The organism is Actinomycetota bacterium, assembly GCA_035536535.1.
Taxonomy (GTDB): domain Bacteria; phylum Actinomycetota; class JAICYB01; order JAICYB01; family JAICYB01; genus DATLNZ01.
On the sequence record DATLNZ010000111.1, the window covers coordinates 21,679 to 37,335 of the forward strand.

Consider the following 15,657-nt stretch of genomic DNA (forward strand, 5'->3'; position numbering starts at 1 on the left):
GATCATCCGATCTTCAGGCGCGAGCGCAGGTCGTTGACGTCGGAGATCCCCTTGCGGACGCAGAATTCCCGAAGCTCCCCCAGGATCCGGGCGCTGGCGTTCGGGTTGACGAAGTTGGCCGTACCCACCGCGACGGCCCAGGCTCCCGCCAGCATGAACTCGGCCACGTCCCCGCCGGTGGACACGCCGCCCTGGCCGATGATCGGCACCGAAGGAAACGCCTGCGCCACCTGGAACACGCAGCGGATGGCGATCGGCTTCACGGCAGGCCCGGACAGTCCGCCCGTAACGGTGGACAGCTTGGGGCGGAAAGTCTCGATGTCGATGGCCATCCCCGAGGCGGTGTTCATGACCGAAAGGCCGTGGGTGCCGGCGTCCACCGCTGCGCGCGCGATCGCCACGATGTCGGTTACGTCCGGGGACAGCTTTGTGAAGATGGGCTGGGTGGCGACGCGCCGGACCCCCCGCACGACCGAGGCGGTGGTGTCCTCACGCATGGAGAACATCCGCGACCGGTCCTCCAGGTTCGGACAGGAGATGTTGACCTCCAGCCCGACGATGCCCGGCGCGCCCCGCAACCTCTCCGCCACGCGGATGAACTCCTCCACGGTGTTGCCTACGATCGAGGCGAAAACCGGCACGCGCCGCTTGATCAGCCACGGCAGCTCGCGCTCGGCGAACGCCTCCACCCCCGGGTTCTGGAGGCCTATCGCGTTGAGCATCCCAGACGGGGTCTCTGCTCCCCGTGGGGGAGGATGCCCCGTCCACGGCCGGACCGAAAGACTCTTGACGATCACGGCCCCGAGATCGCCGGGCTCCATGTAGGGCGTGAACTCGCGGGCGTAGTGGAAGCAGCCGGACGCCGCGAGCACCGGGTTGCGCAGCTTGAACCCGCCCAGATCCACGACCATCGACGGCTGGACCGAGGCCGTCGCCGGCATCTGCGACACGGGCCTCACTGAAAGGCCCCGGTCATGTCGCGGTCTCGGCGTGGACCGTCCCGGACGGCTCGACCATGTCCCAGTGAATCCGCTGTCCCGAAAAGACCGGTCCCTCGGTGCAGCAGCGGACCCACGCCCAGGCTTCTTCGCTCGCTCCCTGCGCGGGATCAAGGCGCACCGGCACGGCGCAAACGAGGCACGCGCCGAAACCGCACGCCATGACCTCCTCCCAGGCGACCTGGCAGGCGACCGAGTTTTCCCGGCAGCACAGGGCGACGGCACGCAGCATCGCAGTCGGTCCGCAGGCGTAGACGATCCGGGCACCGGTCTGGCGGAGGACGTCCGGCATGATGTCGGTCACGAGACCGTGATGGCCGTTGGAGCCGTCGTCGGTGGTGAAGAAGATCTTGTTCGCCACACGCTTGGCCTCGATCGGTCTGAGCAGGTGCTCCTGGGTCCGGCCTCCGATGATGAAATGCACCTGGTTGGCGTGATTTCGCAGCTCCTCGGCCAGGAAAAGAAGGGGGGCCGTGCCGATGCCCCCTCCGATCAGCAAACAGTCCGTGGGTTCCTTCGGCAGGCGAAACGGCCGGCCCAGGGGGCCGAGCACGTCCAGGACGCTGTGAGGCCGCGACTTCGCCAGCAGCTCGGTGCCCCGGCCCCGGACGTCGAACACGACCTCGATGGTCCCCGCCCATCCCGGCCGGCGGTCCACGCGGTGGATCGAGAAGGGCCGGCGCAGGAGAAGCGACCCATCGTCCGGGAGCCTCACCGCTATGAACTGCCCCGGCGTTGCCTGGGCGCAGATGTCGGGGGCCACGATCGTGAGCGAGTGGTACGGGTCGCCCAGCCGCTTGTAGCCGAAGACCTCCGCTTGTCCCGACCAGACCATCAGGCCGTCCCTTCCGGAGAGCCGATTCTGGAGCGTATCAGCCGGTGGTAGTCCTGAAGAGGTGCCACCCCCAGCGGTCCGCCCATCGAAGCCTCGATGCCCTGGATGGCCGCCTGGACCCCCGAGATGGTCGTGATGCAGGGCACGTTGTGGACGACCGCGGCGGTGCGAATCTGGTACCCGTCGGACCGGGGGCCGCGCCCGATCGGGGTGTTGATCACCAGGTCGACCTTGCCGCCTGCGACCAGGTCGAGCACGTCGGGCTTGCCCTCCCCTATCTTGGCCACCGGCGTGGCCGGCACACCGTTGCGGCGCAGGACGTCCGCCGTGCCTTCCGTGGAGTAGACGTCGAAGCCGAGCTCCGACAGCCTCTTGGCCGGGAAGATGATCGCCCTCTTGTCCTTGTTGCGCACCGAGATGAACACCGCGCCCGAGGTCGGCAGCCGCAGTCCGGCGCCGGCCTCAGCCTTTGCGAATGCGTGGCCGAACTGCGCGTCGATGCCCATTACCTCGCCGGTGGACCTCATCTCCGGGCCGAGCAGTGTGTCCACGCCCGGGAACCGCGAGAACGGCATGACCGCCTCTTTGACCGCCACGTACGGCAGGTCCTGGATCCACGGCGTCTCCGGCAAAAGGCCGTCGCGGCGCAGGTCCTCGAGGCTGCGGCCGAGCATCACCCACGTCGCGACCTTCGCCAGCGGGACGCCGAGCACCTTGGAGCAGAACGGGACCGTTCTCGACGCCCGCGGGTTCGCCTCGATAACGTGGACCACCCCGTCCCGGACGGCGTACTGCACGTTGATCAGCCCCCGGACCCCCAGGGCGTCGGAGATCGCCTTTGTGTGGTCCACCACCGTGCGGATCTGGTCGGGGCCAAGGGTGTGGGGCGGTATCACGCAGGCTGAGTCCCCGGAGTGGATCCCCGCCTCCTCGATGTGCTCGAGGATCCCGCCGACCAGAAGCTCGCTGCCGTCGTAGATCGCGTCCACGTCTATCTCGACGGCGTCCTCCAGGAACTTGTCGACGAGAACCGGGTGTCCCGGCTCGACCAGCGCCGCCGTCGCGATGTACCGCTCGAGCATCTCGTCGGAGTAGACGATCTCCATCGCCCGGCCCCCGAGAACGTAGCTGGGCCGGACGAGCACCGGGTAGCCGATGCGCCGGCTGATCCGGACCGCGTCCTCGGCCGACGTGGCCATTCCGTAGGGCGGGTGCGGGATGCGCAGGCGCTCCAGGAGCTGTCCGAACCGGCCGCGGTCCTCCGCGGCGTCGATGGCGTCGGGCTGGGTCCCGAGGATCTTCACGCCGGCCTCCTCGAGCCGCATCGCCAGCTTCAGCGGGGTCTGGCCCCCGAGCTGGACAATCACGCCGGCCGGCGACTCGACCCGCACGATCTGCATCACGTCGTGGAAGGTGAGCGGCTCGAAGTACAGCCGCGAGGACGTGTCGTAGTCGGTGGACACGGTCTCGGGGTTGCAGTTCACCATCACCGACTCGACGCCGATCTCCCGCAGCGCGAAAGCCGCGTGGACGCAGCAGTAGTCGAACTCGATGCCCTGGCCGATCCGGTTCGGACCGGACCCCAGGATCACCACGCTGCCGCCGGGGGCGTTCGACTCGTCCTGCTCGCCGTAGGTTGAGTAGTAGTACGGCGTGTACGCCTCGAACTCCGCGGCGCAGGAATCGACGCCCTTGTAGACCGCGTTCACCTCTCCGCTGGGGGGTGGTCCTCCCAGGTATGCGACCTGGTCGGGGGTGAAGCCGTTGCGCGCGGCCTCCAACTCGGAGCACTCGCCCCTACGGATCCGCTCACGCACCTCCACGATCTCTGCCAGCCGGTCGCAGAACCACGGGTCGATGCCCGTCGCCTGGTTCAGCTGCGCCGATGTGGCGCCCTCCCTCAGCGCGGCCTCCGCCTGGAACAGGCGCTCGGCCGTCGGCACCGAGGCCAGCTGCAGCAGCTCGGACGGGTCCGTGGGCAGCTTGCGCTCCTCCGGGTCGGCGTTCAATCCGGCCCGGCCCGTCTCCAGCGAGCGGATGCCCTTCTGCAGGGCTTCCGCGAACGTCCTTCCGATGGCCATTGACTCGCCGACCGACTTCATCTTCGTCGTCAGCTGGGGGTCGGCCCCCGCGAACTTCTCGAATGTGAACCGCGGGATCTTCACGACCACGTAGTCGATGCTGGGCTCGAAGCTGGCCGGGGTCTTGCGGGTGATGTCGTTGGGTATCTCCTCGAGCAGGTAACCGGCCGCGAGCTTTGCCGCGACCTTGGCGATGGGGAAGCCGGTGGCCTTGGAGGCAAGCGCCGACGACCGCGACACGCGCGGGTTCATCTCGATCACGATCATTCGCCCGGTGGCCGGGTCTACCGCGAACTGGATGTTTGACCCGCCCGTCTCCACGCCCACCTCGCGGATGCACGCGATGGAGGCGTTGCGCATCGCCTGGTACTCGCGGTCGGTCAGCGTCTGCGCGGGAGCCACGGTTATCGAGTCGCCGGTGTGGACACCCATCGGGTCGAGGTTCTCGATGGAGCAGACGATGACGACATTGTCCGCGAGGTCGCGCATGACCTCGAACTCGAACTCCTTCCACCCGATCAGCGACTCCTCCACCAGGACCTCGTGCACCGGCGAGCGCTCGAGTCCCTCGGTGATCACGGCCTCCAGCTCGTCCGGCGTGTGCGCTACCCCGGATCCGGCACCGCCGAGGATGAAGCTGGGACGCACCACCACCGGGTAGCCGATGGCGCCGGCCAGGTTGCGGGCGTCGGCGAGGGTGTAGGCGTAGCCGGACCGGGCGCACTCCAGGCCGATGAGCTGCATGGCGTCCTTGAACAGGCTGCGGTCCTCGGCCTTCTTGATGGCCTCCAGCTTCGCGCCGATCAGCTCGACGCCGTAGCGGTCCAGCACCCCCGACTCCGACAGCGTCACCGCGCAGTTGAGCGCAGTCTGGCCTCCGAGAGTGGGCAGCAGCGCCTGCGGCCGCTCGCGCTCGATGACCGCCTCCACGACCTCGGGCGTCACCGGCTCGACGTAGGTACGGTCGGCGAACTCCGGGTCGGTCATGATCGTCGCCGGGTTGGAGTTGACGAGGACGACCCGGAAGCCGTCCTCCCGCAGGACCTTGCAGGCCTGGGTTCCCGAGTAGTCGAACTCGGCGGCCTGTCCGATGACGATCGGACCGGACCCCAGGATCAGGATCGTCTCGATGTCGTCGCGCCTGGGCACCTAGGACACCAGAAGCGCCGCGGCGCCCATGCCGAGAACGATCAGAAGGCCCCCGGCGGCGCCCATCGCCAGGCTGTTGGAGGCGAGGCCCGCCCAAACCAGCAGCGACCCGGCCAGCGACAGCGCGATAAAGGCCAAAACGGCCGGCGCCGCACGGCTGCGGCCCCCGAACCTGCGGAACGGGTAGGAAACGGTCCGGGGGGCGTCGCCCCAGGACTCCTCGAGGTCCGGGATCTCCGACGGTAGCGGCTGTCCCTGCTCGTCCAGCTCCCGAAGCTCAGACTCGGAGAACACGACGTGGTCGCCGGACTCAAAGCGCAGCTCCCACAGGGCGCCGAGCTTCGGTTCCCAGGCGACGTTGAGGCGTCGGACGAGCAGTCCCTCCGATTCCAGGTACGGGGACCGGTCCCCGGGCGACGGCCGCTCCAGAGCGACGACCCTGGCCCTTCGTCCGACCTGCATGCCGCCTCCTATCGACTCGCCGCGATGAGGTCCACGAAATCACCGAACAGGTACCGGGAGTCGTGGGGTCCCGGCGCCGCCTCCGGATGGTACTGAACCCCGAGAGCGGGCAGGTCCAGGCACCTGAACCCCTCCAGGGTTCCGTCGTTGAGGTCGAAGTGTGTCAGCGCCACCTCTCCGTAATCGGAGGTCCAGCGCCAGTCGCCGGCCTTGGACTTGGCGAGTACCTGCCACGGCTCCCCCGCCGACCCGGGGTCCACGCCGGTAGCCACGGCGTAGCCGTGGTTGTGGCTGGTGATCTCGACCCGGCCCGAATCCAGCGACTTCACCGGGTGGTTCGCGCCCCGGTGTCCGAACTTGAGCTTGTAGGTGGACGCTCCCAGCGCCGTGCCGAGCAGCTGGTGACCCAGACAGATGCCGAACACCGGCGTCCGGGACTCAAGCACCCCACGGATCGTCTTGACCGCGTAGGGCAGCGCGGAGGGGTCGCCGGGTCCGTTGGACAAAAACACGCCGTCGGGGTTCCACGACAGGACGTCGGTGGCCGTGGCGGAGGCCGGGAAAACCCGCACATCGAGCCCGGCTCCGGCGAGGCAGCGGAGGATGCTGCGCTTCATCCCGTAGTCCATCGCGGCGACGCGGGCGCCCGCAGCTTCGGCCGGCAGGGGGGCAACGGAGGGGTCCTGGGACGCCGCGATGCCCGACCAGTCGGCGAGCGCCGCGGAGGCGTCGTAGGCTTCGGCCGGCGAGACTTCGGCCACGAGGTCCCGGCCCTCCAGGCCCGGCTGGCGTCGTACCCACTCGACCAGCTCGTCCGGCGTGCAGCCGTCGCTGGCGATGGCTCCGACCATCGCCCCCTGGGACCTCAGCCGCCTGGTGAGAGCGCGGGTGTCGATGCCGCGGATGCCGACGATGCCGTGCCGGACGAGGTAGTCCTCCAGGCTCTGCTCGGATGTCCATGACGAAGGCGTGTGCGTGGCCTCCCGGACGACGAACCCCTTCACCCACGGACGCCCGGCCTCCGCGTCGCCGGCATTGACGCCGTAGTTGCCCTGGTGGGGGTAGGTCATGGTGACGATCTGTCCGTGGTACGAGGGGTCGGTGAGGATCTCCTGGTAACCGGTCAGGGCGGTGTTGAACACCAGCTCGCCTGCGGTCCGTCCGGAAGCGCCGAGAGCCTGCCCGTGAAAGACGGTGCCATCGGCGAAGGCCAGCAGCGACTCGGTCATCCGGCCACCTCCGTGAGCAGTCCATCGCGGACCGTGAACCGTCCGCGCAGCATCGTGTGGAGCACCTTGCCCTTGAGCTTTCGTCCGGCGAAGGGGGTGTTTCTGCTCTTGGACGAAAGCGCCCGCGGGTCTACCGTCCACGCGTGCTCGGGGTCGAACACCACGAGGTTGGCCGCCGCTCCCTCGGCCACCGGGCCCCCGTGGCCCTCACGCCCGAGGATCTTCGCCGGGGCGATGCTCATCATCTCCACCACGCGCTCGACACCGCAGATGCCGGCTTCAACAAGCTCCGTCAGCACCACCCCCAGCGCGGTCTCCAGGCCGAGCATCCCGCACGGGGCGTGCTCGAAGTCCACGTCCTTGCGGTAGGGCGCGTGCGGCGCGTGGTCGGTGGCGACGGCGTCCACGGTGCCGTCGGCGCATGCCTGCTTGAGGGCCTGCACGTGCCCGTCCGGGCGCAGCGGCGGGGCGACCTTGAATGACGTGTCGAACGAGACCAACGATTCGTCGGTGAGGGCCAGGTGGTGCGGCGTCACCTCGCACGTGACCCGAAGGCCCTCGCGCTTTGCCTCCCGGACGGCTTCGGCCGCCCCGGCCGTGGTGAGGTGCGCGATGTGCAGTCGGGCCCCCGTCATGCGCGCCAGCGCGATGTCGCGGCGGACGCATATCTCCTCGGCCTCCGCCGGGATGCCTGCGACCCCCAGAGCGGCGGACACCGACCCTTCGTGCATGTGGCCGCGGCGCATGGAGGGGTCCTCGGCGTGGTCCACGATCACCGCGTCGAAGATAAGGGCGTACTCCATCGCCCGGCGCATGAGGTGAGCTGTGGGCACCGGATCGCCGTCGTCGGAGAACATCCGGACCTGCGCCGCGCTCGAGTTCATCTCTCCCATCGCGGCCAGTCGCTCGCCTGCTCTGTCCGCCGTAATCGCACCGATCGGGAAGACGTCGACCAGTCCGGCCTCCAGGCCGCGGCGCCAGACCGTCTCGACCACCGATGCCCGGTCCGCCGCCGGTGTGGTGTTCGGCATGGGGCACACGGCGGTGTAACCGCCCAGGGCCGCCGCCCGGCTCCCGGTGTGGACCGTCTCGTCGGCGCTGGAGCCCGGCTCCCTGAAGTGCACGTGCAGGTCCACGAAACCGGGACAGACGACCGTGCCGGCGCAGTCCAGGACCTCGGCTCCGCGAGGGGACGAGATCCCCGGCGCGACCTGTTCCACCACGCCGTCGGAGACGAGGACGTCGGCGTCCCTGGCGCCCGTGCCGTCCACTACGCGGCCCCCTCGCAACAGGACCTTCACGATGCCGCCTCCACCATCGCCGGGGCTCCCAGCAGGCGGTACAGGACCGCCATCCTCACGCAGACCCCCGCGGCCACCTGCTGCTCCACCAGCGACCGCCCGGACTCGGCCGCCTCCCACGCGATCTCCAGCCCGCGGTTCATCGGCCCGGGGTGCATGACGGCGCACGCGGCCGGAAGCCGCTCCAGCCTTGCGGGGGTGAGGCCGTAGAGGGCGGCGAACTCGGCCTCCGAGGGCACGAGCGACTCGCGGTGGCGCTCCTTCTGGATCCGCAGCAGGTACAGGACGTCCAGTGACCCAAGCTCTTCGTCGAGATTGGACGACGTGGCGCACCCGAGCTGCTCCACCCCACGCGGCAGCATGGACGGAGGCGCGACAAGCACGACCCGGGCCCCCATCCTGGACAGCCCGAGCGCGGTGGACCGGGCCACCCGCGAGTGCGAGATGTCGCCGGCGATCGCCACCCGCAGCCCTTCGATCCGCCCGAAGTGGCGCCGGATCGTGAGCAGGTCCAGCAGGGCCTGTGTCGGGTGTTCGTGTGCCCCGTCGCCCGCGTTGATCACGCTGCAGTCCACGCACTGGGCCAGGCGGGCGGCTGCTCCGGCGGAAGGGTGGCGCAGGACGATTGCGTCAACTCCCATCGCCGCCAGAGTCCGGCCGGTGTCACGCAGGCTCTCGCCCTTTTCGATGCTCGATGCCGAAGACGCGACGTTGACGACGTCCGCCGACAGCCTCTTGGCAGCCAGCTCAAAGGACACCCTCGTGCGCGTGGACGCCTCGTAGAACAGGTTCACGATCGTCCGTCCGCGCAGCGTGGGCAGCTTTTTGACCTCTCGTTCGCTCACGGAGCGCATCGACTCCGCCGTGTCCAGCAGCTCCTGGACCTCCGACGGCTCGAGGTCGCGGATCGACAAAAGGTGGCGGTCAGGCGCGCTCATGGATCTCCACCCCGTCGGTCCCGTCCACCTCTGCCAGCAGCACCCGGACGTCCTCGCGCGACGACGTCGGGAGATTGCGTCCCACGAAGTCGGCTCGGATCGGAAGCTCCCTGTGCCCCCTGTCCACCAGTACCGCGAGCTGCACGCAGACCGGGCGCCCGAGGTCGTTGAGGGCGTTGAGGGCGGCCCTGACCGTCCGGCCCGTGTACAGGACGTCATCGACCAGGACGACCACCCTTCCGTCGACCCCGGGGACTTCGGTCGCCTCGACCGGACGAAGGCCGCGGCTGGACAGGTCGTCACGGTAGAGAGTCACATCGAGGTCCCCGGCCTCGGGAGCGGTCCCTTCGATCTGGCCGATCGCCGAGGCCAGCCGCCGAGCCAGGACCGCCCCCCGGGTGCGGATCCCGATCAGCGTGAGGCCGGACGAGCCACGGTTGCGCTCGAGGATCTCGTGCGCGATCCGAGTCTGTGCGCGGCGGACGTCCTCGGCCTCCATGACGCGCGCCTTGACGCGGGGGGCGGTGAAGGGCGCCGGCGCAACGGGAGAGGAAGAGGCCGTGGACACGGCAGCCGTGCCGGGCGTGCGCGGACGCATCTGGCGCTCCTTTCTCGCCTCTCCGGACGAGCCTTTAAAGGCAACGCTTACCGGCGCAACGTAACACCCGACTGTGACAGGGGCAACCTGTCCGGCAGTTCGACGGCGGCCGGCCGCGCTGCGGCTAGGCTAGCGGCGATGGACTGGTTGCTCGCCTACGTCACGTACCAGCCGGTGCAGCGCTGGAGCGTCCCCATCCCCGGACTCGAGTGGATCGGGGTGTCCCCGCACGGGGTCGGGACCGCTCTCGGGTTTCTGCTGGGCGCGATGCTGATGGCTCGGCTGGCGGAACCGAGGGGCATACCGCGGCCGGAGGTAATCAACGCCGTCACGTGGGGGTTCGTCGGAGCCATCCTCGGCGCCCGGGGCTTCTATGTGCTCGCCCACCTCGACAGCTTCGGGTCCCTGCGCGATGTGCTGGCCGTCTGGGAGGGCGGCCTGACCATGTTCGGCGGCTTTGTGGGCGGACTTGCGCTCGGCCTCGGATACCTGTGGCGGCGCGGCTTCGACCTGAGACTTGCCGCGGACGCCGCCGCTCCCGGCTTTGTGGTCGGGGTGGCGGTGGGACGCATCGGAGACCTGATCATCGCCGACCATTTGGGTGGCAAGACCGACTTTCAGCTGGGCTACATCATTCCCGAGGGGGCCGACCTCGCTCCCGGCTACGGACCGCCCACCTACGTGCCGGGGGAGGTGGTGCACCCGACCGCGCTGTATGACCTGATCGGCGTGGGCGCTCTGGCGGTCCTGCTTGCAATCGTGGCGCGGAGGCGTCCCCACCCAGGGGTGCTGTTCGGGACGTTCTGCACCTGGTACGGACTGCAGCGCCTTTTGTTGGACTTCACCCGCAACCGCGAGACAATCGAGTCTTCGTACTTCGGACTGTCGGGCAGCCAGTGGGCGGGAATCCTTTTCGCGCTCGCCGGGCTGGCGCTCATCGCCACGGCCAGGCAGCGGTCGGCCAACCGTGCAGCCGCCGGGCTGGCCGGAGCTGTAGCGGTCGGCGTGCCCGCGGGCGCGGTGGATGCTGAGGCAGAGGTTTCCTCCCAGGCGCCACTGGTGGACGAGGCGCCTTTCGCGCAGCCGGCCCAGGCTGATTACCCGGCCTCCGCGGATGACCCGGGGCCGGTGCTTCCAGCCGACACCGTTGAGGTTCCGCTCATCTCCGAATCGGAACCGGCGACCGTCTCCGAGTCGCCGGAAGCGCCGTCCCCGTTCGCGCCGCCCTCGCCCGGGCCCGGGCCGATCCCGCCCGCCTGGCCCGAACCGGTTCAGGAGCCCGAAACCCCCGCGGCCGAACCGGTGTGGGAGCCCGAGGAGTCGGCTGCGTTCGCCCCCGACCCGACGTGGAGGACCCAGGAGGAACCTGAGACCTCAGAAAACGACTCGCCGTTCGCGCCGCCCCCAGGCGTTCCCGCGCACCCACAGCCGCCGGCTCCCGGGATCGAGCAGCCGGCGGCGGACCCTTTGCAACCGGCTCCCGTGACCGAGCAGCCCGCACCGGGGCCTTCGCAACCGGCTCCCGTCACCGAGCAGCCCCCGCCGGTTGCACCCGAGCCGGTCCCGGTCATAGAGCCGAGCGACGACTGGTCGTCCACGGAGGAATCCACGGCCCAGCTCGCGGCCAGCTTTCCGACCGAACCTCCGGCGGCCCCAGCCCAACGGCAGCCGGGGGCCGACGATCAGGACCCGGAGCCTGGGGCGGGCGAGGGTTCGGGAGCGACTCCGGGCTCCTGACGGTCGGCCAGGACTGCGGCCAGTATCCCGTTCACAAACCGTCCGGCCGGCTCGCCGGAGAACCTCTTGGCCAGCTCCACAGCCTCGTCAATGATCACGGCGGGCGGGATATCGCCCTCCAGCAGCTCGAGCACCCCGATGCGCAGGACGTTGCGATCAACCGGCGACATCCGCTGCATCGGCCAGCCGATCGACTTGGCGGACAAGATCGAGTCGATCTCCTCACGGCGCGCCGTGATCGCCTCGATGAGCCGCACCGCGTAGGAGGCCACCCGTGGCCGCTCGGCGAGCAGTTCGGCGGGGTCGGCCCCCCTGACGTCGGCTGCGTAGAGCACCTCTACGGCCGCGAGGCGCGCGGTGTGGCGCGACACCAGCTACTTCTGGACCCGGGTGACGTACTCGCCGTTGCGCGTATCGACCCGCACGACGTCTCCCGGCTCGACGAACAAGGGCACCTGGATGGTCGTCCCCGTCTCGAGGGTCGCGGGCTTGGTTCCCGCCGACGACCTGTCGCCCCTCAGGCCCGGGTCGCTCACCGTGACCTCCAGGTCCACGGTCGTCGGCAGATCCACCGACACGGGACGTCCGTCGTGCAGGGCGATGGCGGCCGACACTCCCTCCTTCAGGAAGCGGAGTCCGTCCTCGCCGATCTGGGCGGCGGACAGGTGCGTCTGCTCGTAGCTTTCTGAGTCCATGAAGACGTAGTCGTCGCCGTCGGAGTACAGGTACTGCATCTCCCGGCGATCCAGGATCGCCATGCCTACCTTGGTGTCGGAGTTGAATGTGCGGTCCAGGACCGAATCGTTGCGCAGGTTGCGCAGTTTCGTCCTCACTACGGCCTGGCCCTTGCCCGGCTTGTGGTGGAGGAACTCCAGGACCTGGAACAGGCCCTCGGGCAGGTTCAGGACCATGCCCCGTTTGAGGTTGTTGACGTTTACGTTGTCGCTCGCCATGGCGACCGAGGTTACACCGGCTCCCGGCCCTAGGGAGCCGGTGTTGTGGTATCTCCGGCCTGCAGCACACCGAGCAGCGCCCACATGGCGGCAACGTAGGACTGGGGGCCGAATCCGGACACCACCCCGGCGCAGGCCTCGGCAACGATCGACCGCCGCCTGTAGTCCTCGCGAGCGTAGATGTTGGACAGGTGCACCTCCGCGACCGGGACCCCGCACGCCTCCACCGCGTCCCGCAGGGCGACGGAGGTGTGCCCCAGGCCCCCGGGATTCAACAGGACTCCGTCGAAGTGGCTGCGGGCGGCGTGGAGACGATCGATCAGTTCCCCTTCGTGGTTTGACTGCGCCGAGTCGATGTCATGTCCCGCCGCCTGGGCCGCGTCGGACAGCATCCGGTCGATCTGCTCCAGCGTCGCGGTCCCGTACAGGTCCGGACGCCTGGTACCCAGAAGGTTCAGGTTCGGTCCGTGCAGCACCAGCAACCGCATCTATGCGCTCACCCGCCTCAGGGCCTCCTCGAGAACGTCGTCGGGCAGTCCGTCCTGCACCGACGGCCGGCCCGGCTCGCTCAAAAGGACCAGCCGGATCCCGGATCTGTACTTCTTGTCCATGCGCATGTAGCGCTTTACGTCGTCCCACGACAGCCGGGGGGCCGTGGTGGGAAGCCCGACGCCGGATAGCAGCCGGACGTGCTCGTCCACCAGCTCCTTGTCCGCCAGCCCGGACAGGACCGACACCCACGCCGCGAAGTGCATGCCAACCGAGATGGCCTCGCCGTGGTGCCACGCATGCGACCGCGAAAGCTGCAGGCTCTCCAGCGCGTGGCCTAGCGTGTGCCCGTAGTTCAGCACCTCCCTAGGCCCGGACTCGCGCTCGTCGGCCGCCACCACCCGTGCCTTTATGGCTGCCGATCGCAGCACGACCGGCTCCAGGACCGAGTCCCTGGCGAACACCTCTGTTCGGTTGGTCAGCACCAGCTCTCCCAGGTCGGGCTCGTCGATCAGCGCATATTTCATCACCTCGGCAAGTCCTCCACGGAGCTCGCGCTGGGGAAGTGTTGTGAGCACGTCCATGTCGCACAGAACTGCCAGCGGCTGGTGGAACGTCCCGACGAGGTTCTTTCCCTCCGGCAGGTTGACGGCGGTCTTGCCGCCGATGGCGGCGTCCACCATCGCGAGCAACGTCGTCGGCACCTGAACCAGGGGTATCCCGCGCGCATAGGTCGAGGCCACGAAGCCCGTCACGTCGCCAACCACACCCCCGCCCAGCGCCAGCAGCAGGTCGGTTCGGTGGAAGCCCTTGGAGGCGATACGCCGGTACAGGCGTGCCGCGGTGTCGAGGGTCTTTTTCTCCTCGCCCTCCGGGAAGGTGAACGTGGCCGTCTCCAGTCCCGTCGCGCGCAGCCCCTCACCGAGCGTCGAGCCCCACAGCCGGTTGACCCGGGGGTGGGAGACCACGCACAAACGCTCGGCTCCCTCGGGCACCTGGAAGCTCACCGATGCCTGCCGCAGGATTCCGCGGCCGACCGAGACCCGGTAGGCCGGCTCGACCTCCACCTCCACGTACTTGGGCCGGGACGACTGTTTGCGGGCGACGTCCAAGCGTCGCGCGATCTCCCTGGCGACCCCTTCGCCGTCCAGCCCTTCCGTGGGTATTACGACGTCGGCGACCGACTCGTACACGGGCGATCGCTCGTTGAGAAGGGTGCGGATGCGCCGCAGCCGGCGCGCCCGCTCGGCTCTGCGACCGTCGTCGCTCTCGGTGGCGCCCTTGTCCGGCGAGTCCAGCATCGGACGTCCGCCCGCGTCGATGAGACGCTGGGCGAGATCCTCGAATCCCACGTCGAGGTAGACCAGCACCCCGGTCTTTTTCAGCGCGCGTGCGTTGCCGGGATCGAGCACGGCACCGCCACCCGTGGCAATGATGCAGCTCCTGCTGCGCGCCGCCCTCTCCACAGCCTTGCGTTCGCGGCGTCGAAAGCCGCTTTCGCCCTCGGCGGCGAATATGTCAGCCATCGACAGGCCTTCGTCCTCGATCAGCGCGTCGGTGTCGACGAAGTTGCGTCCCGTACGAGCGGCGAGCCTGCGGCCGACCTCGGTCTTGCCGCAGCCCATGAATCCGATCAGGACGATGTTCGCCTGGGGTCCCGCAGACTTCGCTGCCACTGTCAGGCGCTGCCGAGGACGTCGAGCCAGCGGCTGTGGGCGGCGGTGAACTCGTCCACGGAGTCTCCTCCGAACTTCTCCAACGCGGCGGCGGCGAGCTCGAACGCGACGACGGCCTCGCCGACGACGCACGCCCTCGGGACGGCACAAACGTCCGAACGCTCCACGATCGCGGTGGCGTCCTGCTTGGTCTCCACGTCCACAGTGCGCAGGGCTTTCCGCAGTGTGGACAGCGGCTTCATCGCCGTCCTCACCCGCAAGGGCCCGCCCGTGGACATGCCGGCCTCGATTCCTCCGGCCCGCTGCGTGTGCCGGTCGTAGCCCGACTCTTTGGTCCAGAAGATCTCGTCATGGGCCTGCGACCCGCGCACCGCGGCCCCGGCGAACCCCTCGCCCACCTCCACTCCCTTCATCGCCTGGATCGACATCAGGGCGAACGCCAGGCGCGCGTCGAGCTTGCGGTCCCAATGGACGTGGGAGCCGAGTCCGGCCGGCAGCCCGTGCGCCACGACCTCGAAGACTCCTCCGAGCGTGTCGCCGTCGGACTTCGCGGCCTCTATCGCCTCGATCATGCGGGTCTCCGCGTCGGGATCCAGGCAGCGCACCGGCGACGACTCGATCCGCTCGACGTCTCCGGGCTCTGGGCACCGCGACTCGCTCGTGACGTCGCCTATCGACACGACATGGCTGATCACGCTGACCCCGAGCGTCTCCAGAAGAAGCTTCGATATCACTCCCGCGACCGTGCGGGCAGCGGTCTCGCGTGCGGATGCCCGCTCCAGGACGTTCCTGGCGTCGCGAAAGCCGTATTTGAGCATCCCGACCAGATCCGCGTGACCCGGCCGCGGACGCGTGGCGGCTCGCCCGGGGTCGTCCACCGGCTCCGGGGACATGACCTCCGACCACTTCTCCCATTCGGTGTTGCGGATGACCACGGCGACCGGGCTCCCGAGCGTGGTCCCGTGCCTGATCCCGCCGAGCAGCTCGAACTCGTCGGTCTCGAGCTTCATGCGGGCGCCGCTGCCGGACCCGTGCCTGCGGCGCGCGAGCTCGCTGGAGATCCGAGCGACGGGGACGGATAGCCCAGAGGGCAGGCCCTCCACGACGACAGTGAGCGCCGGACCGTGCGACTCGCCGGCGGTCAGGTATCGCAGGGAAGGCATGACGGGCAGTGTAGCGACGCGCCCACGGGCGGCGGCAGGCCAGTTCTA

General features: G+C 69.2%; 14 protein-coding genes. 1 reads left to right on the forward strand and 13 read right to left on the reverse strand.

Features of this window, described 5'->3' with window-relative positions; genetic code table 11:
* Window positions 1–2: 2 nt before the first annotated feature.
* The 8 genes from VNE62_07525 to pyrR are packed head-to-tail and all read right to left on the reverse strand — an operon-like array spanning window position 3 to window position 9,492.
* Window positions 3–941: a dihydroorotate dehydrogenase gene (locus VNE62_07525; GenBank protein ID HVE92134.1), complete on the reverse strand. Its 939-nt coding sequence runs from the start codon at window positions 939–941 to the stop codon at window positions 3–5.
* A gap of 31 nt (window positions 942–972) precedes the next feature.
* Window positions 973–1,833: a dihydroorotate dehydrogenase electron transfer subunit gene (locus tag VNE62_07530; GenBank protein ID HVE92135.1), complete on the reverse strand. Its 861-nt coding sequence runs from the start codon at window positions 1,831–1,833 to the stop codon at window positions 973–975.
* Window positions 1,833–5,063, reverse strand: a complete 3,231-nt coding sequence (carB, locus tag VNE62_07535) for a carbamoyl-phosphate synthase large subunit (GenBank protein HVE92136.1) — start codon at window positions 5,061–5,063, stop codon at window positions 1,833–1,835. The genes VNE62_07530 and carB overlap by 1 nt, the downstream gene beginning before the upstream one ends.
* The gene (locus tag VNE62_07540) at window positions 5,064–5,525 is read right to left on the reverse strand and encodes a hypothetical protein (GenBank protein HVE92137.1); all 462 of its coding nucleotides are present in this window, start codon (window positions 5,523–5,525) and stop codon (window positions 5,064–5,066) included.
* 8 nt (window positions 5,526–5,533) lie between these two features.
* Entirely contained in the window at window positions 5,534–6,754 is a 1,221-nt protein-coding gene (carA, locus tag VNE62_07545; protein ID HVE92138.1) for a glutamine-hydrolyzing carbamoyl-phosphate synthase small subunit, read from the reverse strand.
* A complete protein-coding gene (locus tag VNE62_07550; protein ID HVE92139.1) occupies window positions 6,751–8,058 on the reverse strand; it encodes a dihydroorotase in 1,308 nt (435 codons plus the stop codon). Before VNE62_07550 ends, carA begins: the two co-directional genes overlap by 4 nt.
* Complete coding sequence (locus VNE62_07555; protein ID HVE92140.1) at window positions 8,052–8,993, reverse strand: aspartate carbamoyltransferase catalytic subunit; 942 nt, start codon at window positions 8,991–8,993, stop codon at window positions 8,052–8,054. The genes VNE62_07550 and VNE62_07555 overlap by 7 nt, the downstream gene beginning before the upstream one ends.
* Window positions 8,980–9,492 carry a bifunctional pyr operon transcriptional regulator/uracil phosphoribosyltransferase PyrR gene (gene pyrR, locus VNE62_07560; GenBank protein HVE92141.1) on the reverse strand — a complete coding sequence of 171 codons (513 nt, stop codon included), beginning with the start codon at window positions 9,490–9,492 and terminating at the stop codon, window positions 8,980–8,982. The genes VNE62_07555 and pyrR overlap by 14 nt, the downstream gene beginning before the upstream one ends.
* A 237-nt stretch (window positions 9,493–9,729) precedes the next feature.
* Between pyrR and VNE62_07565 the strand changes: the two genes are divergently transcribed.
* On the forward strand, window positions 9,730–11,328 hold the full coding sequence (locus tag VNE62_07565) for a prolipoprotein diacylglyceryl transferase family protein (protein ID HVE92142.1): 1,599 nt from the start codon (window positions 9,730–9,732) through the stop codon (window positions 11,326–11,328).
* Here VNE62_07565 and nusB read toward each other — a convergent pair.
* From nusB to aroC, 5 genes are read right to left on the reverse strand one after another with little or no spacing between them, the layout of a single operon-like run.
* The gene (gene nusB / locus VNE62_07570; GenBank protein ID HVE92143.1) at window positions 11,274–11,699 is read right to left on the reverse strand and encodes a transcription antitermination factor NusB; all 426 of its coding nucleotides are present in this window, start codon (window positions 11,697–11,699) and stop codon (window positions 11,274–11,276) included. The genes VNE62_07565 and nusB overlap by 55 nt on opposite strands.
* A gap of 3 nt (window positions 11,700–11,702) precedes the next feature.
* Complete coding sequence (efp, locus tag VNE62_07575; protein HVE92144.1) at window positions 11,703–12,281, reverse strand: elongation factor P; 579 nt, start codon at window positions 12,279–12,281, stop codon at window positions 11,703–11,705.
* A gap of 29 nt (window positions 12,282–12,310) precedes the next feature.
* Entirely contained in the window at window positions 12,311–12,769 is a 459-nt protein-coding gene (aroQ, locus tag VNE62_07580) for a type II 3-dehydroquinate dehydratase (GenBank protein HVE92145.1), read from the reverse strand.
* A complete protein-coding gene (gene aroB, locus VNE62_07585; GenBank protein ID HVE92146.1) occupies window positions 12,770–14,446 on the reverse strand; it encodes a 3-dehydroquinate synthase in 1,677 nt (558 codons plus the stop codon). It abuts the gene before it with no gap.
* 2 nt (window positions 14,447–14,448) lie between these two features.
* Entirely contained in the window at window positions 14,449–15,609 is a 1,161-nt protein-coding gene (gene aroC / locus VNE62_07590; protein ID HVE92147.1) for a chorismate synthase, read from the reverse strand.
* Between the last annotated feature and the right edge of the window lie 48 nt (window positions 15,610–15,657).